We start from the raw sequence: 23566 nt of genomic DNA, 5'->3' as shown, positions 1-23566 counted from the left end.
CCTCCTGTCGGTTCGGCAGATCAAGCTTCGGGCAACGGCTTGCGGGCCGGCCCGTAGACAGCGGTGAAGGAAGCCTGGTCGATGGCAACCGGCATGACGGCCGCCGCGAACGCGGCGAGATCGCCGTCCGGCGCCACTTCGACCCTGGGTACCTTCACTGCGTAGAGTGTGAAGACGTAGCGGTGCTGGCGGTCGGGCGGCCATGGCCCGCCCCAGCCCTTCCCGAACCCGGGAATGCCGAACGTCACGAAATCCGAGTTCAGTTCCACGGCGCCGCGCGGCATGGCGAGGCTGTTGCTCGCGCCTTCCGGCAGGGACCGGATGTGACCGGGAATGTTGCAGACGAGCCAGTGCGCGAAGCTGCGCGGGAAGTTGAACTCGGCCGGCAGGTCGGGGTCGGTGACTGCCAGGGCGAAGCTCTGCACCCCCTCGGGCACGCCCCGCCAGGTCAGCGCCGGCGACACCTTGGCGTCCTCGACGAAGCGGCCGGGGACCGTCGCCCCCTGCGGGATGTCGGGGGCAATCAGCAGGAACCCTGCCTGGTTCATGACGTCGTCCTTCGTCTGTCTCGACCTGAGGCGCACCTGACGGCCGGCCGGACGGCCGTCGTCCGTTCGCGCTGCGGTGTCGGGCGGCAGCAGCGTCATGCTGTCGTCCTCGGCATGGTGGTAGGGATGGGCCTCTTCCTCGGCCAGCGCCTCGCCCGGCATCGCCGCGCTCGCCCGCCGTCCGAACATCGCGTTCAGGATCGCGTGCCCGTCGAACGGCGGCTCGAAGTCCGCCGAGATCACCCCGTTGCGGAACACGTGCACCCGCGAGCACAGGTTCATGAACTCCTCGAGCTCCGAGGACAGGAACATCACCGCGTTGCCGCGGGCGGCAAAGTCGCGCAGGTTTCGGTAGAGGTCGAGCTTGGCGCCGACGTCGATGCCGCGGGCGGGGTCGTTCAGGATCAGGACCGACGGCTTCTCGGCGAACGACCTGGCGATCAGCACCTTCTGCTGGTTGCCTCCCGACAGGGAGGTGATCAGGTTGTCGGGAGAACCCATCTTCACGGCGAGCCGGCTCGCTTCCCACTCGAAGATCGGCGTCAGCTTCGTCCGGTTGATCAGGTTCAGCCAGCCGCCGGCGCGGTACTCCCGGTATACCGGCAGCACCATGTTCTCGAAGATGCCGAGATTGGCGAAAATGCCCTCTTTCTTGCGGTCGCCGGAGACGTAGCTGATGCCGTTCAGACGCGCCGAATGCAGATCGGTGACCGCCTCGGCGACCTGGTCGCGGACGATCGAGATGCGGCCGGAGACCAGCGGCTGCACCCCGGCGACGGCCCGCACGAAGTCCGCCTGGCCCTGCCCGTCGAGGCCGGTGATGCCGACGATCTCGCCGGGATAGAGCGTGAAGTCGAACGCCCCCCCGTCGTGCCACACCCGCGCGCCGAGGACGCGCAGGAGCGGCGTGTCCGAGCTGCGCTCGGCGACGCTTTCGGCGGCCTTCGAGCGCTCGCGCTCCGGACCGGCGATCAGCGCCAGGATGTTGGCCTCGGTGATCTCGTCCTTTTCCAGCGTGCCGACCGTCACCCCGTCGCGCAGCACGGTGGCGCGGTCGGCGATGCGGACCAGTTCGGCGATCCGGTGGGTGACGATCAGGATGGCGCAGCCCTGCTGCTTCATCTCGCGCATCTTGCGGAACAGCCGCTCCGTCGAATCGAAGTCCAGGGCTGCCGAGGATTCGTCGAGGATCAGCACCCGGGGGTCGGTGAGGATCGCCCTGGCGATGGTGATCCACTGCTTGATCGACAGGGGCAGCTCGCCGACGGAAATGCTCAGGTCGATATCGAAGCCGAGCAGTTCGGCCATCAGCGCCGAGGCCCGGCGGGCACGCTCCTCCTGGCTTACCGACGAGCCGAGCAGGCCGTCGGCGCCGAGATAGATGTTGTCGAGGATCGAGCACTCGTCGGCGACGAGCACTTCCTGGAAGACATTCGAGATGCCGAGGTCGCGCGCCTCGTGCGGCGTCGTCGCCGACTTGCCGAGGATCGAGACCTGTCCGCCGTCGGGGATCAGCACGCCGGAGATCACCTTGGCGAGCGTGCTCTTGCCCGAGCCGTTGCCGCCGATGATCGCGTGCACCTCGCCCTCGTAGGCGCGCAGGCTCACGTCATCGAGCGCGACCGTCGGACCGAAGGTCTTGCGGACGTGGGAGATGTCGACCGAAACGGCAGCCATGACAGCTCGGGCTCACGATGCGAGACGGGCGCGAAGCGGCTGCCGCGGATGATCCGCCGCGACAGCCGCGCTCGCGCACTCAGGGCTTCGGGTGGGAAGCCGGGTCGTAGGCCTCGGGATCCGCGGGCCGCAGGAAGAAGTCGTCGAGATACTCCTTGCTGGCCCAGACCTCGGCGCCCGGATGGTACCAGTCGCCGGAGTCCTCGCTGCAATCCTCCGGGATCGCCGCCAGCATCTCGTCCTTGTTCATCTCGATCGGCTTGGCGAGGATCGACCGGACCTTTGGCCCCTGCCCCTGCAGCGTCCGCATCATGATGTTCCAGGCCATCTCGAAATCGTCGCCGGGGGGCCAGGCGTGGATCGCGCCGGAGACGAAGTCCGAATTGTGCCGCCAGTAGCACAGCGCACCGAGCTCGGAGCCGATGGTGAAGGGGATCATGTCGCGGCCGGACTGCTTCATCGCCCGCAGCGCGCCCAGTTCCGAGGCCGACTGGATGATGATGCCGTCGAGCTTGCCGGGATTGGTGGCGAGCCACTTCTGGATTTCCGCCTGCGCCACCTGGTCGGTCCACATGCCGGCGATCTGGCCGGCGACCTTGATGTCCGGGTGGTTGGCCAGTGCCGCCTCGATGCCGGTGTTCTGGCTGTCGGAGGCCGACGTGCCGGGAATGCCCTCGACGATGAGGACGTTGCCCTTGCCACCGAGCTCGTTGGCCATCCACTCGCCCATCATGTTGCCGCCGACCACGAAGTTGGCCGACGAGTTCACCGAGTAGGGGCTCGTCAGGTAGCCGGTGGCCGAGAACACCGGAACGCCCTTGGAATGGGCGTACTCGACCGTCTGGTTGAGGGCGGTCGGATTGGAGCAGCACACGATGATCGCGTCGACGCCCTGGTCGACGAGCTGGCGCATCTGCTGGATCTGGGTGGAATCGTTGAGGTTCGACTGGGTGATGACGACCTCGGAGAGCAGGCCGAGATCCGTCCACTTCGGGATGATCTCGTTCTGCAGCCGGTTCATCACGGCGGCCCGCCAGGTGTTGCCCGCGTAGCTCGATGCGTAGCCGATCTTCCACGGCGGCGGGTTCTTCGCCACGAAGTTGCGGTAGGCGCTGTCGCCGAGCGGCTGCGCCGGATCCATCATGTCGGAGTTGTAGAGCGTATCCTGGATGTCCTGCGGAAGTTCCGTTTCATCGGCCTGAGCCTGATGCACCGCGGCGAGCGACGCGCACAGAACCAATCCACGCAGAATCCCTGCGTCAAAGCGTATCATGTTTCCTCCCTAGCGCTGTCTTGTCCAGCGACTGCCCCTCTACGGGGGCGGCACAGACAGTTCGGGGGGAACCGCGATTTCGGAAATACGATTTTCCTATATCAGCAATAAGGAACTGAACTAGGCAGCCCTCAGGGGGGCTGAGGAGCCGTCTTCGGCGGGCGGTTGCAATCGGCAGGCGCGGCGGGCATCTCAAGCGTGCCGGACCGTGTTGCCGGACTGAGTGCGGCAGGCAGGACTCGCGGGAACGGCCGGCGGCCCGGGCGAACCCACGCCAAACGCGTCGATCGCTTGGCGTCCTGACGGGTGATCTGGCGGAGAGGGAGGGATTCGAACCCTCGGAACGCTTGCGCGCTCAACGGTTTTCGAGACCGCCCCGTTCGACCACTCCGGCACCTCTCCGCGGTCGGGGCATCGGCTCAGGGCCGAGACGGCGCCCTAACTACACGACGCTTTCGCCTCGAACAAGGTCGGCGTTCGCGTGCGGCGCCGCGTGTCGCCCTGGATCGGCGGCCCTACACCGGACGCGCCGCCATCCGCCCGCGCCCCGGCGTCCGCGGCCGCCCTCTCGACCCGGCCCTGCGCATTGACTCTTCGGTCGCGCTCCGTATATTCCGCCCGCATCGCGCGGAGCTGACGGCTGCCGCGCCTAATTGCGCTGTCCGAGGCCCGCGCCCGTTCCTAAGATCACGGGCGCCCGCAAAGTCCGCTTCAAACGCGGCGCCGAAGGATGCGCGACGACAGAAGGACACGACCCGATGTTCGCGGTCATCAAGACGGGCGGCAAGCAGTATCGCGTCGCCGCTAACGACAGGATTACGATAGAGAAGCTTCCCGAAGACGCCGGTGCCGCGGTGACCTTCGACCAGGTATTGATGGTCGGCGACGGCGACAATGCGACGATCGGCGCGCCGTTCGTGGCCGGTGCCAGCGTCGCCGGCGAGGTCGTCGAGCAGACCCGCGGCGACAAGGTGCGCATCTTCAAGAAGAAGCGGCGCAAGGGCTATCGCCGCACCGCCGGCCACCGCCAGCACCTCACCGTGGTGAAGATTACCGATATTCTCACCGACGGCGCCAAGAAGTCAGCAAAGAAGGCTGCGCCGAAGGCGGACCAGAAGCCCGGCAAGTCGGCCAAGGACGACGCGAAGACTGCGGAAGCGCAGGCGGAAGCGGCAGCCGAGACGGTGACAGCGGAAACGGCGGCGCCCGAAACGGCGGCGACAGAATCGGGGGCGGCGCCTTCCGAAGCGACGGCCGAGACCAAGGCCCCGGCGGCCGACAAGAAATAAGGAATCAGGACGATGGCACACAAGAAAGCAGGCGGTTCGTCCCGCAACGGCCGCGACACGATCGGCCGCCGCCTCGGCGTCAAGAAGTATGGCGGCGAGCAGGTGGTCGCCGGCAACATCATCATCCGCCAGCGCGGCACCAAGTATCATCCCGGCGTCAATGTCGGTCTCGGCAAGGATCACACGATCTTCGCCCTGACCGAAGGCACCGTCGAGTTCCGCACCACGACCGGCGGACGCCAGTACGTATCCGTGGTTTCGCCCTCGCCGGCCGAGTAGCCGGCCGTCCGCCGGTGTCCTGATCGAGCCCGGCGGTCTGCAGCGAGAACCAGACGAGACAGCCGGGGGAGACGGGACACCGTCTCCCCCGTTGTCGTTTGAAACGCGCCTTGCCAAGACGATGTCGACGCCTGAAGAAATCGAACTGCGCACCGACCGGCTGCTGCTGCGGCCGCTGAGGGCCTCCGACGCGCCGGCGATCAGTGCGCTCGCCGGCGACGAGCGCGTCTCGCGCCACACCGCAAGCATCCCCCACCCCTACCCGGACGGCGCCGCGGACGCCTTCATCGCGGATGCGCACGCCAAGGCGGCACGCGGCGAGGGTCGGGTCTTCGCGATCGCGCTGTCGGAGGAGCCGGCTCAGCTGATCGGCGTGGCGATCCTCAGGAACCTCGGCAGCGAGGGTATCGAGGTCGGCTACTGGCTGGGCGTTGGCTTCTGGGGCCGCGGACTGATGAGCGAGGCTGTCGCCGCCGCGGCCGCCCATGCCCGGTCGTGGCTGCCGGGAGCCGTTATCCACGCCCGCACGTTTCCCGAAAATGCCGGGTCCCAGCGCGTGCTGCAGAAGGCAGGCTTTCGGCGCCGGGGCACCGTGGCCTTCGATGCCCCCGAGCGCGGCCGGCACATCGACGACGCGCCGCTATTCGTCTTCGAACCCGACAGGCCGGGGGAGGCGCCCCGATGAAGTTCCTCGACCAGGCCAAGGTCTACGTGAAGGCCGGCAACGGCGGCGCCGGCTGCGTCTCGTTCCGGCGCGAGAAGTTCATCGAGTTCGGCGGTCCCGACGGCGGCGATGGCGGCAGGGGCGGCGATGTCTGGGCGGAATGCGTCGGCGGTCTCAACACGCTGATCGATTACCGCTACCAGCAGCATTTCAAGGCCCGGAAGGGCACCCATGGAATGGGCCAGAACCGTACCGGTGCCGGAGGCGCCGACGCGGTTCTGAAGGTGCCGGTCGGCACCGAGATTCTCGAGGAGGACGGGGAAACGGTGATTGCCGATCTGACCGAAGTCGGCCAGCGCGTCCTGCTGGCGCGCGGCGGCAACGGCGGATTCGGCAACACGCATTTCAAGTCTTCCACCAATCGCGCGCCGCGCCGCGCCAATCCCGGTCTCGAGGGCGAGGAACGCTGGATCTGGCTTCGTCTCAAGCTGATTGCCGATGCCGGCCTCGTCGGTCTGCCCAATGCCGGCAAGTCGACGTTCCTGGCCTCCGTCACTGCGGCAAAGCCCAAGATCGCCGACTATCCCTTCACCACCCTTCATCCCGGTCTCGGGGTCGTCGGGCTGGGCGACCGCGAATTTGTCCTCGCCGACATCCCCGGCCTGATCGAGGGTGCCCACGAAGGCGCCGGCATCGGCGACCGGTTCCTGGGCCATGTCGAGCGGTGCCGGGTGCTGGTGCACCTCGTCGATGCGACCGGCGAGGACGTCGCCGCCGACTACCGCGTGGTGCGCGCCGAACTCGACGCCTACGGGGCCGGCCTCGAGGACAAGCCGGAACTGGTGGCGCTGTCGAAATGCGATGCCGTGCTGCAGGATGATCTGGAGGAGAAGCGCCGCGGGCTGGCCCGCGAGTGCGGCCGCGACGTCTTCCTCGTCTCGGCGGCATCGGGATTCGGCATGCGCGAACTGCTCGGACGGATTCTGCACGAGATCGAGGCGGCGGAGCAGGAAGAGCGCGCCAGGGAAGACGCAGAACGTACAGACCAAACCGGCTGGAGGCCGTGATGGGCGGGGCCGGAGTGAAGGAGCGTTTTGCTTCCGGTGCCGGACGGGCGGACGGTCGCCTGCGTGCCCACCGGCGGATCGTGGTGAAGGTTGGCTCCTCGTTGCTCGTCGATCCTGCCACCGGGCTGAAGCACGGCTGGCTGGCGACACTGGCCGCCGATATCGCCGCCCACATCGTCCATGGGGGTGAGGCGATAATGGTCTCCTCCGGCGCGATCGCGCTCGGCCGCTCGGTGCTCGGTATGCCGCGCGGGCCGTTGCGTCTGGAGGAGAGCCAGGGCGCAGCGGCGGTTGGCCAGATCGCGCTCGCACGGGCCTGGTCGGAGGCGCTCGGCGCGCACCACATCGCGGCCGGACAGATCCTCGTCACGCTCGGCGACACCGAGGAGCGCCGTCGGTACCTCAATGCCCGTTCCACCATGCAGACGCTGCTGAAGCTCGGGGCCGTCCCGGTGATCAACGAGAACGATACCGTGGCCACGACCGAGATCCGCTACGGCGACAACGACCGGCTGGCGGCTCGGATTGCCACCATGATGAGTGCCGACTGCCTGGTGCTTCTGTCCGACGTCGACGGCCTCTACACCGCCCCGCCCGCCAGCAGCCCCGACGCCCGCTTTGTCGAGACCGTCGAGGCGGTGACGCCGGAGATCGAGGCGATGGCCGGCTCGGCGGGATCCGAACTGTCGCGCGGCGGCATGCTGACCAAGATCGAGGCCGCCAAGATCGCCACGTCGGCCGGCACCGCGATGGTGATCGGGTCGGGGCATGTCGCTCATCCGCTCGCCGCGATCGACGCCGGCGGCAAAGCGACCTGGTTCCGTCCGCACGGCGATCCGATCGCTGCCCGCAAGCGATGGATCGCCGGGGCGCTCGAGCCGCGCGGGACGATGATCGTCGACGACGGAGCCGCACGGGCGCTGCAGCAGGGGAAAAGCCTGCTGCCCGCCGGCGTGCGCGCCGTCGAGGGCCGCTTCGCCCGCGGCGATGCGGTGATCATCCGGGATACTGCCGGCCGCGAGATCGGTCGCGGCCTGTCGGCCTATGACTGTGTCGATGCCGGGCGGATCATCGGTCGCAACAGCCGGGAAATCTTCGGTATTCTCGGCTATGCCGGTCGCGCCGAAATGGTCCACCGGGATGATCTGACCCTGAAGAAGACCTGAGGAACGACGAGGGACGAAATGACCGCCGAAGTGAAGGATTTTGTCCGTTCGGATCGGGCGCAGGACGACATCGCAGCGCTCATGCTTGGGCTTGGCGAGCGCGCCCGCGTGGCCGCCGGCGTGCTTGCGGTGACGCCGAGCGCTCGCAAGGACGAGGCGCTGGCCGCCATGGCCGCCGCCCTTCGCGCGCGCTCGGACGACCTCCTGGCGGCCAACCGCCGCGACATGGAGGCGGCGGAGGAAAACGGCACGGCCGGCGCATTTCTCGACCGGCTGAAGCTTGACCCGGCCCGGATCGAGGCGATGGCGCGCGGCGTCGAGGACATCGCCGCACTCGCCGATCCCGTCGGGACGGTGATCGCCGAGTGGGACCGGCCGAACGGCCTGCACATCGAGCGGGTGCGCACGCCGCTCGGCGTCATCGGCGTCGTCTTCGAGAGCCGTCCCAACGTCACGGCCGATGCCGGCGCGCTCTGCCTGAAGGCCGGCAACGCGGTGATCCTCCGCCCGGGCTCGGAGAGCACGCATTCTTCACGCGCCATCCACGCCTGCCTGGTAGAAGGGCTCGAGTCCGCCGGGCTGCCCGGCGATGCGATCCAGATCGTCCCGACCACCGAACGCGCCGCCGTCGGCGAGATGCTGCGCGGCCTTGGCGGGACCATCGACGTGATCGTGCCGCGAGGCGGCCGCAGCCTGGTCGAGCGCGTCCAGTCCGAGGCGCGCGTGCCGGTCTTCGCGCACCTCGAAGGCATCTGCCACATCTACGTCCACGCCCCGGCGGACCTCGAGATGGCGAAGGCTATTGTCGTCAACGCCAAGATGCGCCGCACCGGCATCTGCGGCGCAGCCGAGACGCTGCTGATCGACACGGCGCTCGCAGATTCGCACCTGAAGCCGCTGGTGACCGCGCTGCTCGAGGCCGGCTGCGAGGTTCGCGGCGACGAGGCGACCCTCGCCGCCGATTCGCGGGTGAAGCCGGCCTTTGCCGGGGATTACGGCAAGGAATTCCTCGACGCCGTCATCGCGGTCAAGGTCGTCGACGGGCTGGAGGCGGCGATCGGGCACATCGACGCCTACGGTTCGCACCACACCGAGGCGATCGTCACCGATGACGAGGCCGCAGCCGCGGAGTTCTTTGCAAGGGTCGATTCGGCAATCCTGCTGCACAACGCCTCCACACAGTTCGCCGACGGGGGCGAATTCGGCATGGGCGCCGAGATCGGCATCGCCACCGGCCGGATGCACGCGCGCGGTCCGGTCGGCGTGGAGCAACTCACCAGCTTCAAGTACCGGGTGCGCGGCTCCGGCCAGACGCGCCCGTGACGCAAGGCGGGGGTATCTGGCCGGTCCTGCCGACGCACGGGCCGGGGCAGCGGATTGGCCTGCTCGGCGGCTCTTTCAACCCGCCTCATCCGGGCCATCGGCTGATCAGCGAGATCGCCCTGAAGCGCCTCCGGCTGGACGCCGTCTGGTGGTTGATAACCCCGGGCAACCCGCTGAAGGAAAAAGGAAATCTGAAGCCGCTGGGCGAGCGGATCGAACAAGCCCGCGCCATTGCCGCCCATCCGCGTATCCATGTCACGGCGATCGAAGCGGATGTCGGAATGAGCCGCACACGCGACACGCTGCGCTACCTGCGGCGGCGCGGCCCGACGCTGAGGTTCGTCTGGCTGATGGGTGCCGACAATCTCTCCGGTTTCCATCGCTGGCACGCCTGGCGGGAAATCGCCGCGCTGGTGCCGATCGCCGTCATCGACCGGCCGGGCCACACGTTCCACGGCCCGACCGGGGCAGCGGCGACCTGGCTTGCTCCCTACCGCATCAAGGAGTCGGACGCGCCGGTCCTGCCCTTCTGCCAGCCGCCGGCTTGGGTTTTCCTGCACGGTCGCCGCTCGTCGCAGTCCTCGACAAAGCTGCGAACGCTGTCCAAGGAGGGCAGCTGACGGGTTGCGCTGGCGGAATCTCGGCCCACTTATTGAAAACGTTACAGTGAATGCCCTATCTTAGTGTTGGCAGTAAGTGCGCCGAAGCGAAGGCTGCCGTAATTCTCGGATGGTATGACGAGAGGTAGAACCCCTGACACCATCGAAGTCCGCTGAGGGCGTCGTCCGCGGCGTGCCTCCCCTTGCGGCTGACCGACAGGTTGATCCGTCGGACGGTCTGCTCGAGACGATCCTGACCGCGCTGGAAGACGGCAAAGCGGAAGACATCGTCACTATCGATCTCACAGGCAAATCATCGATCGCCGACGCCATGATTGTCGGCACCGGGCGTTCCGACCGTCACGTCGGCGCGGTGGCCGATCGGTTGCTGCGGGCCCTGAAGGACGCCGGCTACGGCAAGGTCGGCGTCGAGGGCCTGGAGGCGTGCGACTGGGTACTGATCGACGCCGGTGACGTGATCGTGCATCTGTTCCGTCCCGAGGTCCGCAGCTTCTACAATCTGGAGAAGATGTGGTCGTCGGAGATTCCGCGGGAACGGATGGTGATCTGACCGCCGACTGACCGTCGGCCGCCGCGACACGGGCTGCGCCGGCCCTCCGGCCGGCGCGCTTGCGCGCGCAACGCAATGCGCATCGAAATCCTTTCAATCGGCCGCCTCAAGGCGGCATCACCGGAGCGCGACCTCGTCGATCGCTACCTGGACCGCGCCCGTGCCGGCGGCCGGGCCATCGGCCTTTCGGCTTTCGAGGTGGTCGAGTTCGGCGACGGAAAGTCCCCCGAGGCGGAAGCCGAGACGCTGCTCGCCCGCGTGCCGGCGGGGGCGAAGCGGATCGTCCTGGACGAACGCGGCCGAAACATATCGAGCGAGACCTTTGCGCAGACCCTGGCGTCCTGGCGCGACGAGGGTGTCCCGGCGACATCTGTGCTCATTGGCGGACCGGACGGACACGGCCGCGCGGCGCGCACGAAGGCCGATCTGATCCTGTCCTTCGGCGCCATGACCTGGCCGCACCAGTTGGTCCGCGCCATGGCCGCGGAACAGCTCTATCGCGCGGTGACCATCCTGACGGGACATCCCTATCATCGGGCGTGACCATGTCCGGGCCGCCGGCCGCCGCGCCCTGTGGCGCATGACCAAACCGTAACTGGCGGCCATCGTGATGTTGCCGCATTGCTAGGCTTATCAAGCCGTTAATGTTCACCAGTCTAGACTCCGCGCCGATGCGCCCGCGAACCCGAAGCCGCCGCGAATCCCTGACCGCCACGATCGTCGCGATCGTGCTGGCGGCCGGGCTGGCGTCTGCCTTGGCCGTCGCCGCCGGTGCGGAGGAAGGCCAGCCCGGCGACGCGCCAGGCGAGCAGACCGCCGAGCGTTCGGAGAAGGAAGAAGCGCTGAAGGCCGTCCGGCAGGACATCGAGGCAAGCCGCAGGGCCGAACAGGAGCTGGCGGCGGAGATCGAGGCCCTGCGCAAGGATCGCGCCGCACTGAACGAACAACTGATCGCGACGGCCGGACGGATCCAGGACATCGAAGGAAACATTGAAGCCGTGGAGGACCGGCTGGCGATGCTGGAGGAGCGCGAGGACCAGCTGCGCCAGTCCTTCCGCGGGCGATCCGCACTGCTTGCCGAGTTGCTCGGCGCATTGCAACGGATGGGGCGTCGTCCGCCGCCAGCCGTTCTGGTCAATCCCGACGACGCGCTGAAGACGGTGCGAACGGCGATCCTGCTCGGCGCGGTCCTGCCCGGTCTGCGGATCGAGACGGAAGCGCTCGCCTCCGACCTTCAGGAGATGGCGCGCCTGAAACGGCAGATCGAAACAGAGAAGGCACGCTTCATTGCCCAGAACCGTGATCTCGACGGCGAGCGCAAGCGTGTTGCCGCCCTGATCGAGGCCAAGCAGCAAAGCGCGCAGCAGAGCGAGAGCGAACTAGGCGAAATCCGGGAGAAGGCGCGCAAGCTTGCCGAGGAGGCACAGAACCTCGAGGAACTGATCGCCTCGATCGACCGCGAGATCGAGCTCGCCAGGAGCCAGGCCGCCCTGACCAGCCGGGCGCCGCTGACGCCGCGCGACGCCCTCGGCGCACTGCGCAACCCGTCCCGGCTCGAGCCGGCGATCGCCTTTTCGGATGCGAAAGGTCTTCTGCCGATGCCCGTCAACGGCGCCGTCGTGCACGGCTTTGGCAGCCCCGACGACTTTGGATCGGCCGCCCGCGGCATCTCGGTCGCAACGCGGGCGCAGGCCCAGATCATTGCACCGAGCGACGGCTGGGTCGTATACGCGGGTCCGTTCCGATCATATGGACAACTCTTGATCCTGAACGCCGGCGACGGATATCATGTCCTTCTCGCCGGCATGGACAAGATCGCGGTGAGCCTAGGCCAGTTCGTGCTGGCAGGCGAACCTGTCGGGCAGATGGGCGGGCTTGTTCTGGCGAGTGCCACAAACGTGACTGTCGGCCGCAGCCAGCCGGTCCTATATATTGAATTTCGTAAGGATGGACGTTCCATCGATCCCGCCCCATGGTGGGCGGAAGGCCGCACGGGAGTAGGCGGATAATGCGCAGAGCCACGATACTCGTATTCGGAATGATGATGGGCGCGGCGGCAACCTTTGCCGTATCGCAGCCTTGGCAGATGAGCGGTGTCGCCGAAGCCGCGGGGAACGCCGACACCTATCGTCAGCTGAACCTGTTCGGCGACGTATTCGAACGCGTGAAGGCCGACTATGTCGAGGAGCCGGCGGATTCCGAACTCGTCGAATCGGCGATCAACGGCATGCTGGCCGCGCTCGATCCCCATTCGAGCTACATGTCCCCGAAAAGCTACCGCGACATGCAGGTGCAGACGCGCGGCGAATTCGGCGGCCTCGGCATCGAGGTGACGATGGAGGACGGTCTGGTAAAGGTCGTCACGCCGATCGACGACACGCCGGCCGCCCGTGCCGGCGTGCTGGCAGGCGACCTCATCACCCATCTCGACGGCGAGGCGGTGCAGGGCCTGACACTGGCGGAAGCCGTCGAGAAGATGCGCGGGCGGATCAACACGCCCATCAAGCTGACCATCCGCCGGGGCGACGCCGAAGAGCCGATCGACATCGAGGTGGTGCGCGACATCATTCAGATCCGCGCCGTGCGCTACAACACGGAAGACGATGTCGGCTATGTCCGGGTCACGCAGTTCAACGAGCAGACCTTCGACAACCTGAAGTCGGCAATCGAGGAACTGGAAGACGAGATCCCGGAAGAGGACCTGAAGGGCTTCGTCATCGACCTGCGTAACAATCCCGGCGGGCTGCTCGACCAGGCCATCGCGGTCTCCGATGCCTTCCTCGACCGCGGCGAGATCGTCTCGACGCGGGGCCGCACCGCCGACGAGAGCCAGCGCTACAACGCGCGTTCGGGCGACCTGATCAAGGGCAAGCCGGTGATCGTCCTGATCAACGGAGGATCGGCCTCGGCCTCCGAGATCGTCGCGGGCGCGCTGCAGGACCATCGGCGGGCCACGGTGCTGGGCACCCGTTCCTTCGGCAAGGGGTCGGTCCAGACGATCATTCCGCTCGGCTCCAACGGCGCCTTGCGACTGACCACGGCGCGCTACTTCACGCCGTCCGGCCGCTCGATCCAGGCCAAGGGCATCGATCCAGACATCCTCGTCGAGCAGGACGTTCCCGAGGAACTGAAGGGCGCGACCACCTCGAAGGGCGAATCCTCCCTGCGCGGCCACCTGACGACCGAGGGTGAAGAGGAAGAAGGCGGCTCGTCCGCCTACGTTCCGCCGGACAAGGAAGACGACAAGCAGCTCAACTACGCGCTGGACCTGCTGCGCGGGGTCGAGGTCAACAGCCTGTTCCCGCCGAATCCCGACGGTGCGGTTCCGAACTGACAGACTTGCGGTTCGAGCGCCGCTCCGGCGGGCTGCCGGCGCGCCCGGACCGGATCGAGACCGTCCGGATCATGGCGGATGATTTGAACGCGCCCGGGACCGGCCCCCAACCGGTTGCCGGGCGCCTTCGTCGGGGAAGCCCGCAAGCGCCCGCGACTGCCGTGCTCGTACCTGCAACGGCAGGATGGTGCACAAAAGAATGTCATCCCTCCGGCGGCCGGCCGGACCACGCAAGCTGTTCCGCCTGTGCCCGCCCACCGGGATAGGCGATGCGGAGCCCCGACCCAGTCGACGCAATCAGGGACATCGACATGCTTACAACCGACCTTCCCTACCGCCCCTGCGTGGGTTCCCTCGTGGTGAACCGCGACGGCCTCGTCTTCATCGGCCATCGGGCCGACGGGCCCGAGGAGCCGGAGGGACCGGGATCATGGTGGCAGATGCCGCAGGGCGGTATCGACGAGGGCGAGGATCCCGAAACCGCCGCCTGCCGGGAGCTTTACGAGGAGACGAACATCAGTTCGATACGACTGATCGCCGAATCCCGGGACTGGTTCACCTACGACCTGCCGCCCGACCTGGTCGGCAAGGCCTGGAAGGGCCGCTATCGGGGCCAGACCCAGAAGTGGTACGCATTCGCCTTCGAGGGCGAGGACGCCGAGATCGACATCGAGACGCCGGGCGGCGGTCATCACAAGGCGGAATTCAACGCCTGGAAATGGGCGCGTCTCGAAGATCTCACCGAACTGGTGGTACCGTTCAAACGCGATGTCTATGCACGGATCGTCGCGGAATTCGCCGACAAGCTGAAATAGCCACGTACCGCAAGCGGCACGCCATTCAATCTGAAAGGGACCCCATGCCCATCGTTCCCATTCTCAGCGACGAAGATGCACCGGCTGCCTCGCGGGAGGTGTTCGAGGACATCCGCCGGACCCGCAAGACCGACTTCGTCAACAATTTCTGGCGGGCGCTGGCACATGATCCCGCACTGCTCCGGCGCACCTGGGAGAGCGTCAAGGAAGTGATGGCACCGGGCGCGCTGGATCCTTTGGTCAAGGAGATGATCTACGTTGCCGTCTCGGCGACCAACAACTGCGAGTACTGCATCTGCTCCCACACCGCCGCGGCACGCGCCAAGGGAATGACCGACCAGATGCTGATGGAATTGCTCGCCGTCGTCGGCATGGCCAACGAAACCAACAGGCTCGTCAACGGCTTGCAGGTGCCGGTGGACGAGGCCTTCAAGCCGCACGACTGAATGCCGGGAATGGTGGCGTGACCAGCCCGGGTCCGAGCCTGGCCGAACTGCTCCTGGGGGTCGAGGGGCTTGCACTTCTGCGCCTCGCCTTCAGCGACGACATGCAGGCCCGGCGCGACCGGATTGCAGACATCGTTAGGCTCGTTGGCGACGTGGACACCGACGCGGCGCTGCTGGCCCCCGCCTACGCGGCCGAGTTCGACCTCGCCGCGGGCTACCAACGGTGGGCGAAGACCTACGACCGGCCGCTAAGGCTGTTTCCGGTCGAAGAGCCCACCTTGCACGCGCTGATCGCCGGACTGCCGCCCGGAACCGTTCTCGACGCCGCCTGCGGCACTGGTCGCTACAGCGCGCATCTGGTCGAGAGCGACCATGACGTCGTCGGGATAGACAACTCCGAGGCGATGCTTGCCAGGGCGCGTGTGAAGCTGCCGCAGGCGACTTTCCGTCTCGGAGAGCTGACTGACCTGCCACTGGACGACGCGAGCGTCGACGCGGTGGTCTGCGCGCTCGCCCTCGTCCATCTACCGGACGTCGCGCCTGCGATCACCGAGTTCGCACGAGTGCTCAGGCCGGGCGGCAGCCTGTTCATCAGTGACGTCCATCCGTTCCTGATCACGCTCGGCTGGCGCGCCCAGGTTCCCGCCGCCGACGGCGCCACCGGGTTCATGGCCCTCCACCCGCATATGGCGTCGGAATACGTGCAGGCCTTGACGGCCTCGGGCTTCCTCGTGCGCGGCTGCTTCGAGCCCGCGCTCGGCCCGGATTCCGCCGTCACCGTCACGTCGCCGCACATCCCGGAGGCCACCCGCGCCGCCTGGGCGGGACTGCCGGGCGTGGCGATCTGGGACGCCGCTAAGGCCTGAAGACGATCATTTGGAACGTAGTGCCTTCATTCTGGTCCCGTCTGCCGCATTTCGGGACTTCCGAAGCTGCCGCGTCTGCGCTACGTCGGCGCGTGCCGTGAACCCCTGACCTCAGCCGCCGGCCTTGCAGGATGCCCCGAAGCGACTTTCCGACGATCCCCGCCGGCAGCTTGAGCGCCGTTCTACCGGAGCCGGCATGAGCGGCACCGTCATCGAGCGCTATGACGCCATGGCTTCGGCCGGCGAACTCGCCTTCGATCCCGAGCAGGCTGCTCTGGCCGAGCGCCTGACCAGGCTTTCGGTCGAGCTCGTCAACCGGCGTATGGCCGAGAAGCAGTCGCATCTGGGCTGGATCTTCGCCAGGCGCCAGAAGGTCGATCCGCTGAAGGGGGTCTATGTCTGGGGCGAGGTCGGACGCGGCAAGACGATGCTCGTCGACCTGTTCTTCGAGTCCGTCACCCTCAAGCGCAAGCGCCGCAGCCATTTAAGCGACTTCATGGCCGACGTGCATGCACGCGTGCACGACTGGCGCGTCAAGCTGAAGGACGGTGCGGTCAAGGGCGACGACCCGATCCGGCCCGTCGCCGACGGTATCGCCGATGAATGCCGGCTCCTGTGCCTCGACGAATTCCATGTCGACGACATAACCGACGCAATGATCCTCGGCCGCCTGTTCACACGGCTGTTCGACCGCGGCCTGGTCCTCGTCACGACGTCAAACACCAGGCCCCGCGACCTCTACAGGGACGGCCTCAATAGGTCGCTGTTCCTGCCCTTCCTGGACCTGCTAGAGAGCCGCGTCGACGTGGTCTGTCTGGATGCCGGTGCCGATTACCGCCTCGGCCGCCTTCGCGACGAGCAGGTCTACTTCTCGCCGGCTGACGACGCCGCGAGGCGGGCGATGAACGTCGCCTGGCGCAAACTGACCGGGACCGACCATGGCAAGCCGTCCTCGATAGAGGTCCTCGGCCGCAGGGTGTCGGTGCCGGAGCGTTGCCGCGACGTCGCACGGTTCAGCTTTGCGGACCTCTGCGAGGCGCCGCTCGGCGCCAGCGACTATCTGGCGATCGCCCGCACGTTCCACACGGTCTTTCTCGATGCCGTTCCGGTGCTCGGCGCCGACCAGCGCAACGAAGCGCGCCGCTTCGTTCTCCTGATCGACGCGCTCTACGATCATCGCGCCAAGCTGGTCGTCTCCGCCGACGCCGAACCCGACGCCCTCTATACCGCCGGCGACGGCGCCGCCGAGTTCAGGCGAACCGCGTCGCGCCTGTACGAAATGCGCTCCCGGGACTACCTCGACAGCCCGCACGGTGCGTCAAGTTCGGGCAGTTCCGCTGTCGCGGAGGCCTGAAAGCGCTATCTGCCCGAATCATACGACTGGCTTACTTGAACACCTCGGACATTCGGGCTAGTGACATCGCGGCTGACCCAGCACCCGCACAAATGACCAACTCGGGGACATGAGATTCAATGGCGCGACACAAGATCGCTTTGATCGGTGCCGGTCAGATCGGCGGCACGCTCGCCCATCTCGCCGGCCTCAAGGAACTCGGTGACGTCGTTCTCTTCGACATCGCCGAAGGGGTACCTCAGGGCAAGGGCCTCGACATCGCCCAATCCTCTGCCGTCGACGGATTCGACGCCAAGTTCGCCGGCACGCAATCCTATGCGGCGATCAAGGGTGCCGACGTGGTCATCGTCACGGCGGGCGTGCCGCGCAAGCCGGGCATGAGCCGCGACGACCTCCTCGAGATCAATCTCAAGGTGATGGAACAGGTCGGCACCGGGATCAAGAAGTACGCTCCCGACGCCTTCGTCATCTGCATCACCAACCCGCTCGACGCGATGGTCTGGGCGCTGCAGAAGGCTTCGGGCCTTCCCAAGCACATGGTGGTCGGCATGGCCGGCGTGCTCGACTCCTCGCGCTTCCAGCACTTCCTCGCCGAGGAATTCGACGTCTCCATCAAGGACGTCACCACCTTCGTGCTCGGCGGCCACGGCGACACGATGGTGCCGCTGCCGCGCTATTCGACGGTCGCCGGCATACCGCTGCCCGACCTGATCAAGATGAACTGGACCACCAAGAAGCGGCTCGACGAGATCATCCAGCGCACCCGCGACGGCGGTGCCGAGATCGTCGGTCTGCTGAAGACCGGTTCGGCATTCTACGCCCCGGCGGCGTCGGCCATCTCGATGGCGGAAGCCTATCTGAAGGACCAGAAGCGCGTCCTGCCATGCGCCGCCCATCTGAAGGGCGAGTACGGCGTCAAGGATCTCTATGTCGGCGTCCCGGTGGTGATCGGCGCCAAGGGCGTCGAGCGGGTGGTCGAGATCGAGCTCAACCGCTCCGAGAAGAGCGCCTTCGACAAGTCGGTCGAGGCGGTCGCCGGCCTTGTCGACGCCTGCAAGAAGATCGCCCCCGACCTCGGCAAGAGCAAGTAGTAGCAATCTGCGATGAACATTCACGAATACCAGGCTAAGGGCCTCCTGAAGGAATTCGGGGCGCCCGTGTCCCGCGGCATCGCCGTGTTTTCCGCCGACGAGGCGGAAAAGGCGGCCAGGGAACTCGGCGGCCCGCTCTGGGTGGTCAAGTCGCAGATCCATGCCGGCGGACGCGGCAAGGGCCGCTTCAAGGAACTCGGCGAGGACTCCGCAGGCGGCGTACGGCTCTCCAGGAGCGTCGAGGAGGTGGTCGCCAACGCACGCGAGATGCTCGGCGCGACGCTGGTGACCAAGCAGACCGGCCAGGCCGGCAAGCAGGTCAACCGGCTCTACATCGAGGATGGCTCCGACATCGACCGCGAGCTCTATCTCTCGCTGCTCGTCGACCGCACCGTCGGCCGCGTCGCCTTCGTCGCCTCGACGGAAGGCGGCATGGACATCGAGACGGTGGCCGCCGAGACGCCGGAGAAGATCCTCACCCTGCCGATCGATCCCGATGGCGGGGTCACGGAGGCCGACGCGGGCAGGCTCGCCGAGTCCCTGAAGCTCTCCGGTCCGGCGCGCGACGAGATGACGGAACTTGCCGGAACCCTCTACAAGGCCTTCACCGAGAAGGACATGAGCCTCCTCGAGATCAACCCGCTGATCGTCACCGACGACGGCCATATCCGGGTTCTCGACGCCAAGGTGTCCTTCGACAACAATGCCCTGTTCCGTCATCCCGAGATCGTCGAGCTGCGCGACGAGACGGAGGAGGACGAGAAGGAAATCGAGGCGTCGAAATACGACCTCGCCTACATCGCGCTCGACGGCACGATCGGCTGCATGGTCAACGGCGCCGGCCTCGCCATGGCGACGATGGACATCATCAAGCTGTATGGCGAGGAACCGGCGAACTTCCTCGACGTCGGCGGCGGCGCATCGAAGGAAAAGGTGACGGCCGCCTTCAAGATCATCACCGCCGATCCGAGCGTGAAGGGCATCCTCGTCAACATCTTCGGCGGCATCATGCGCTGCGACACGATCGCCGAGGGCGTCGTCGCCGCGGTCAGGGAGGTCGGCCTGAAGGTTCCGCTGGTGGTTCGCCTCGAAGGAACCAAGGTTGCCGAGGGCAAGAAGATACTGAACGAAAGCGGCCTCGACGTGACGTCGGCCGACGATCTCGACGATGCCGCCCAGAAGATCGTGAACGCCGTGAAGGGAGCTCGTTGATGTCGATCCTGGTCGATAGGAACACCAAGGTCATCGTCCAGGGCCTGACCGGCAAGACGGGCACCTTCCACACCGAGCAGGCGCTCGCCTATCACGGCACGCAGATGGTTGCCGGCGTCCATCCCAAGAAGGGCGGCGAGACCTGGGTCGGCAGCGTCGACGGCGCGGACAAGTCGCTGCCGATCTTCGCCACCGTGGCCGAGGCGAAGGAGGCGACCGGCGCCAATGCGTCGGTGATCTACGTGCCGCCGGCCGGCGCCGGCGCGGCGATCGAGGAGGCGATCGACGCCGAGGTTCCGCTGATCATCTGCATCACGGAAGGGATCCCGGTGATCGACATGGTCAGGGCCAAGGCCAAACTCGACAAGTCCGGCTCGCGGCTGATCGGCCCGAACTGCCCAGGCGTGCTGACCCCGGATGAATGCAAGATCGGCATCATGCCTGGATCGATCTTCCGCAAGGGCTCCGTCGGCGTCGTGTCGCGGTCGGGTACGCTCACCTACGAGGCCGTCTACCAGACGACCATGGAGAACCTCGGCCAGACCACCGCGGTCGGAATCGGCGGCGACCCCGTCAAGGGCACCGATTTCATCGACATCCTGGAGATGTTCCTCGCCGATGACGCCACCCAATCGATCGTCATGATCGGCGAGATCGGCGGATCCTCGGAGGAGGACGCGGCCCAGTTCCTGAAGGACGAGGCGAAGGCCGGTCGCAGCAAGCCCATGGTCGGCTTCATTGCGGGCCGCACCGCTCCGCCCGGGCGCACGATGGGCCACGCCGGTGCGGTGATCTCCGGCGGCAAGGGCGGTGCGGAAGACAAGATCGCGGCGATGGAATCCGCCGGCATTCGCGTCTCGCCGTCCCCGGCGCGTCTTGGCAAAACACTCACTGAGGTGTTGAAAGGCTAACCTTTTTGGAACAAGTGTTAGCTTCTGATCGCTGAGCGGTCGTGAACAGCCGCGTTTGCGGCAAATAGAGAGGAGGGGCTCCCCCGCCCCCCGGATCATAATGGCGAAGCAAGAGGCAAACGAAGCCTTCGCACTGACGTCGTTCCTGTACGGCGCCAATGCGGGGTGGATCGAGGATCAGTACGCGCGCTACCAGGAAAATCCCGAAACCGTGGATGCCGGCTGGCGCACTTTCTTCGAGGCATTGAAGGACGATCGCGAAACTGTGATCGCCGAGGCCCGCGGCCCCTCGTGGGAGCGAAGCGACTGGCCCGTGCCGATGAACGGCGAACTGGTCAGCGCGCTCGACACGAACTGGATGCCCCTGGAAGCGGATATCGGCAACCGGATCCGTGCCAAGGCTCAGGGCAAGGGAGTCGAGCTCGACGACGACGCGGTGATGCGGGCGACCCGCGACTCGGTCCGCGCATTGATGATGATCCGCGCCTACCGGATGCGCGGACACCTCGCCGCCAATCTCGATCCGCTCGGCCTCACCCCGCCGGCCAGTCATCCCGAGCTCGAGCCGGAGAGCTACGGCTTCTCCGAGGCCGACTACGATCGCCAGATCTTCATCGACCACGTGCTCGGCCTGGAGTTCGCGACGATCCCGCAGATGCTGGAGATCCTGCGCAGGACTTACTGCCAGACCGTCGGCGTCGAGTTCATGCACATCTCCGATCCCGCCGAGAAGGGCTGGATCCAGGAGCGCATCGAGGGGCCAGACAAGGAAGTCACCTTCACGCCGGAAGGCAAGCGAGCGATCCTCAACAAGCTCGTCGAGGCGGACGGCTTCGAGAAGTTCCTGGACGTCAAGTATACCGGCACCAAGCGCTTCGGGCTTGACGGCGCCGAGGCGATGGTTCCGGCGCTGGAGCAGATCATCAAGCGCGGCGGCCACCTCGGCGTCCGCGACATCATCATCGGCATGGCTCACCGCGGCCGCCTCAACGTGCTCGCCCAGGTGATGGGCAAGCCGCACCGCGCCATCTTCAACGAGTTCAAGGGCGGCTCGGCCTCTCCCGACGAGGTCGAGGGCTCGGGTGACGTGAAGTACCATCTCGGTGCGTCTTCGGATCGCGTCTTCGACGACAACCAGGTCCATCTGTCGCTGACGGCGAACCCCTCGCACCTGGAAATCGTCGACCCCGTCGTGATGGGCAAGGCGCGCGCCAAGCAGGACCAGTTGAACGATACCGACCGCTCGATGGTCATGCCGTTGCTGATCCACGGCGACGCGGCGTTCGCCGGTCAGGGCGTCGTCGCCGAGTGCTTCGGCCTGTCCGGCCTGAAGGGCCATCGGATCGGCGGCACGGTCCATTTCATCGTCAACAACCAGATCGGCTTCACGACGAACCCCCGCTTCTCGCGGTCCTCGCCCTATCCCTCCGATGTCGCCAAGATGATCGAGGCGCCGATCCTGCATGTGAACGGTGACGATCCCGAAGCGGTGGTGTTCGCGGCAAAGGTGGCGACCGAATTCCGCCAGCGCTTCCACAAGCCGGTGGTCATCGACATGTTCTGCTACCGCCGGTTTGGCCACAACGAGGGCGACGAGCCGGCGTTCACCCAGCCGCTCATGTACCGGACGATCCGGTCGCACCCCACGACCCTGCAGATATATTCCGACAAGCTGATCGCCGAGGGCCTGGTCACGGCCGAGGAGATCGACAAGCTGAAGGCCGACTGGCGCGCCAGGCTCGAGGCCGAGTTCGAGGCCGGCGCCAGCTACAAGCCGAACAAGGCTGACTGGCTGGACGGCCGCTGGTCCGGCTTCAAGGTCGCCGAGGAGGAAGGTCCCCGCCGCGGCCATACCGGCGTCGAGCTGGAGAAGCTGCGCGAGATCGGCATCAAGCTGACCGAGGTGCCGGAGGGCTTCAACGTTCACCGCACCGTCAAGCGTTTCCTCGACAATCGGCGTACCATGATGGAGACCGGCGACGGCATCGACTGGGCGACGGCGGAATCGCTCGCCTTCGGCAGCCTGTGCATCGACGGCAATCCCGTCCGCCTGTCCGGTCAGGACGTCGAGCGCGGCACCTTCTCCCAGCGCCACACGGTTCTCTACGACCAGCAGACCGAGGAGCGCTACATCCCGCTCGACAACCTGTCGGACGATCAGGCGCGTTACGAGGTCGTCAACTCGATGCTGTCGGAGGAAGCCGTGCTCGGCTTCGAGTACGGCTATTCGCTGGCCGAGCCGAACGCGCTGACGATCTGGGAGGCCCAGTTCGGCGACTTCGCCAACGGCGCCCAGGTGATCATCGACCAGTTCATCTCGGCGGGCGAGCGCAAGTGGCTGCGCATGTCGGGTCTGGTGCTGCTCTTGCCGCACGGCTACGAGGGCCAGGGTCCGGAGCATTCCTCGGCCAGGCTCGAGCGCTTCCTGCAGATGTGCGCGGAAGACAACATGCAGGTCGCCAACTGCACCACGCCGGCCAACTACTTCCATATCCTGCGCCGGCAGATGAAGCGCGACTTCCGCAAGCCGCTCATCCTGATGACACCGAAGTCGCTGCTGCGCCACAAGCGCGCGGTATCGAAGCTGTCGGAGATGGCCGACGACTCCTGCTTCCACCGCCTGCTCTGGGACGATGCGGAGACCAACAAGGACTCTGAGACCAGGCTCGTCAGCGACGACAAGATCCGCCGCGTCGTCATGTGCTCTGGCAAGGTCTACTACGATCTGTACGAGGAACGCGAAAAGCGCGGCATCGACGATGTCTACCTGCTGCGTCTCGAACAGCTCTATCCCGTTCCCGCCAAGGCGCTGGTCTCCGAACTCGGCCGCTTCAAGAATGCCGAGATGGTCTGGAGCCAGGAGGAGCCGCGCAACATGGGTTCCTGGGGCTTCATCGAGCCCTATCTGGAATGGGCGCTGAACCAGATCGAGGCCAGGCATCGCCGGCCCCGCTATGTCGGCCGCCCGGCGGCGGCCGCCACGGCGACCGGGCTGATGTCCAAGCACCTCGCCCAGCTCGAGGCCTTCCTCGACGAGGCGTTCAGCGAGTAACTGCGACAGTCAGAGTAAACGCCAACCTT

20 protein-coding genes, 1 tRNA gene and 1 pseudogene are annotated in these 23566 nt (G+C 66.6%); 19 read left to right on the top strand and 3 right to left on the bottom strand.

Annotated features, from left to right (window positions below; translation table 11 throughout):
- Positions 1-20: 20 nt before the first annotated feature.
- The 3 genes from V3328_RS00345 to V3328_RS00335 all read right to left on the bottom strand — a co-directional run bounded on the left by V3328_RS00345 (position 21) and on the right by V3328_RS00335 (position 3900).
- Positions 21-2225, bottom strand: coding sequence for a YbhB/YbcL family Raf kinase inhibitor-like protein (locus V3328_RS00345; protein WP_340327644.1), 2205 nt, complete (start codon positions 2223-2225; stop codon positions 21-23).
- Positions 2226-2304: 79 nt separating this feature from the next.
- Positions 2305-3498: an ABC transporter substrate-binding protein gene (locus V3328_RS00340; RefSeq protein WP_340327643.1), complete on the bottom strand. Its 1194-nt coding sequence runs from the start codon at positions 3496-3498 to the stop codon at positions 2305-2307.
- Positions 3499-3810: 312 nt separating this feature from the next.
- A tRNA-Ser gene (locus V3328_RS00335) sits at positions 3811-3900 on the bottom strand.
- A 356-nt stretch (positions 3901-4256) separates the two neighbouring features.
- Here V3328_RS00335 and rplU point away from each other — a divergent pair.
- The 19 genes and pseudogenes from rplU to V3328_RS00240 all read left to right on the top strand — a co-directional run.
- Positions 4257-4682, top strand: a pseudogene (gene rplU, locus V3328_RS00330) (50S ribosomal protein L21); the annotation flags it as partial.
- 117 nt (positions 4683-4799) lie between these two features.
- On the top strand, positions 4800-5066 hold the full coding sequence (gene rpmA / locus V3328_RS00325) for a 50S ribosomal protein L27 (RefSeq protein WP_340327642.1): 267 nt from the start codon (positions 4800-4802) through the stop codon (positions 5064-5066).
- Positions 5067-5157: 91 nt separating this feature from the next.
- Complete coding sequence (locus tag V3328_RS00320; protein ID WP_340327641.1) at positions 5158-5751, top strand: GNAT family N-acetyltransferase; 594 nt, start codon at positions 5158-5160, stop codon at positions 5749-5751.
- Positions 5748-6797 (top strand): GTPase ObgE, encoded by a 1050-nt coding sequence (gene obgE, locus V3328_RS00315; protein WP_340327640.1) that lies wholly within the window; start codon positions 5748-5750, stop codon positions 6795-6797. The genes V3328_RS00320 and obgE overlap by 4 nt, the downstream gene beginning before the upstream one ends.
- Positions 6797-7963: a glutamate 5-kinase gene (proB, locus tag V3328_RS00310; RefSeq protein ID WP_340327639.1), complete on the top strand. Its 1167-nt coding sequence runs from the start codon at positions 6797-6799 to the stop codon at positions 7961-7963. Before obgE ends, proB begins: the two co-directional genes overlap by 1 nt.
- 18 nt (positions 7964-7981) lie before the next feature.
- On the top strand, positions 7982-9286 hold the full coding sequence (locus V3328_RS00305; protein ID WP_340327638.1) for a glutamate-5-semialdehyde dehydrogenase: 1305 nt from the start codon (positions 7982-7984) through the stop codon (positions 9284-9286).
- A complete protein-coding gene (locus V3328_RS00300) occupies positions 9283-9906 on the top strand; it encodes a nicotinate-nucleotide adenylyltransferase (protein ID WP_340327637.1) in 624 nt (207 codons plus the stop codon). Before V3328_RS00305 ends, V3328_RS00300 begins: the two co-directional genes overlap by 4 nt.
- A 172-nt stretch (positions 9907-10078) precedes the next feature.
- Positions 10079-10456 (top strand): ribosome silencing factor, encoded by a 378-nt coding sequence (gene rsfS, locus V3328_RS00295; RefSeq protein ID WP_340327636.1) that lies wholly within the window; start codon positions 10079-10081, stop codon positions 10454-10456.
- A gap of 75 nt (positions 10457-10531) precedes the next feature.
- Positions 10532-10999, top strand: coding sequence for a 23S rRNA (pseudouridine(1915)-N(3))-methyltransferase RlmH (gene rlmH / locus V3328_RS00290; RefSeq protein ID WP_340327635.1), 468 nt, complete (start codon positions 10532-10534; stop codon positions 10997-10999).
- 128 nt (positions 11000-11127) lie between these two features.
- On the top strand, positions 11128-12465 hold the full coding sequence (locus V3328_RS00285) for a murein hydrolase activator EnvC family protein (RefSeq protein ID WP_340327634.1): 1338 nt from the start codon (positions 11128-11130) through the stop codon (positions 12463-12465).
- Positions 12462-13790 (top strand): S41 family peptidase, encoded by a 1329-nt coding sequence (locus V3328_RS00280; RefSeq protein WP_340328246.1) that lies wholly within the window; start codon positions 12462-12464, stop codon positions 13788-13790. The genes V3328_RS00285 and V3328_RS00280 overlap by 4 nt, the downstream gene beginning before the upstream one ends.
- Positions 13791-14101: 311 nt before the next feature.
- On the top strand, positions 14102-14605 hold the full coding sequence (locus tag V3328_RS00275; RefSeq protein ID WP_340327633.1) for an RNA pyrophosphohydrolase: 504 nt from the start codon (positions 14102-14104) through the stop codon (positions 14603-14605).
- Positions 14606-14649: 44 nt separating this feature from the next.
- The gene (locus tag V3328_RS00270) at positions 14650-15051 is read left to right on the top strand and encodes a carboxymuconolactone decarboxylase family protein (protein ID WP_340327632.1); all 402 of its coding nucleotides are present in this window, start codon (positions 14650-14652) and stop codon (positions 15049-15051) included.
- Positions 15052-15068: 17 nt separating this feature from the next.
- Positions 15069-15917, top strand: coding sequence for a class I SAM-dependent methyltransferase (locus tag V3328_RS00265; protein ID WP_340327631.1), 849 nt, complete (start codon positions 15069-15071; stop codon positions 15915-15917).
- Between the two features lie 196 nt (positions 15918-16113).
- Entirely contained in the window at positions 16114-17271 is a 1158-nt protein-coding gene (zapE, locus tag V3328_RS00260; RefSeq protein ID WP_340327630.1) for a cell division protein ZapE, read from the top strand.
- Between the two features lie 119 nt (positions 17272-17390).
- The gene (gene mdh / locus V3328_RS00255) at positions 17391-18362 is read left to right on the top strand and encodes a malate dehydrogenase (RefSeq protein ID WP_340327629.1); all 972 of its coding nucleotides are present in this window, start codon (positions 17391-17393) and stop codon (positions 18360-18362) included.
- A 12-nt stretch (positions 18363-18374) separates the two neighbouring features.
- Positions 18375-19574, top strand: coding sequence for an ADP-forming succinate--CoA ligase subunit beta (sucC, locus tag V3328_RS00250; RefSeq protein WP_340327628.1), 1200 nt, complete (start codon positions 18375-18377; stop codon positions 19572-19574).
- A complete protein-coding gene (gene sucD, locus V3328_RS00245) occupies positions 19574-20485 on the top strand; it encodes a succinate--CoA ligase subunit alpha (protein ID WP_340327627.1) in 912 nt (303 codons plus the stop codon). The genes sucC and sucD overlap by 1 nt, the downstream gene beginning before the upstream one ends.
- 100 nt (positions 20486-20585) lie before the next feature.
- Positions 20586-23537: a 2-oxoglutarate dehydrogenase E1 component gene (locus tag V3328_RS00240; RefSeq protein WP_340327626.1), complete on the top strand. Its 2952-nt coding sequence runs from the start codon at positions 20586-20588 to the stop codon at positions 23535-23537.
- The last annotated feature ends 29 nt before the right edge of the window (positions 23538-23566 follow it).

It is taken from the genome of Microbaculum marinum, from assembly GCF_037855135.1.
GTDB classification, from domain to species: Bacteria; Pseudomonadota; Alphaproteobacteria; order Rhizobiales; family Tepidamorphaceae; genus Microbaculum; species Microbaculum marinum.
The sequence above is the reverse complement of the archived record's forward strand: the minus strand, read 5'-3'. Positions and strand labels throughout refer to the sequence as shown.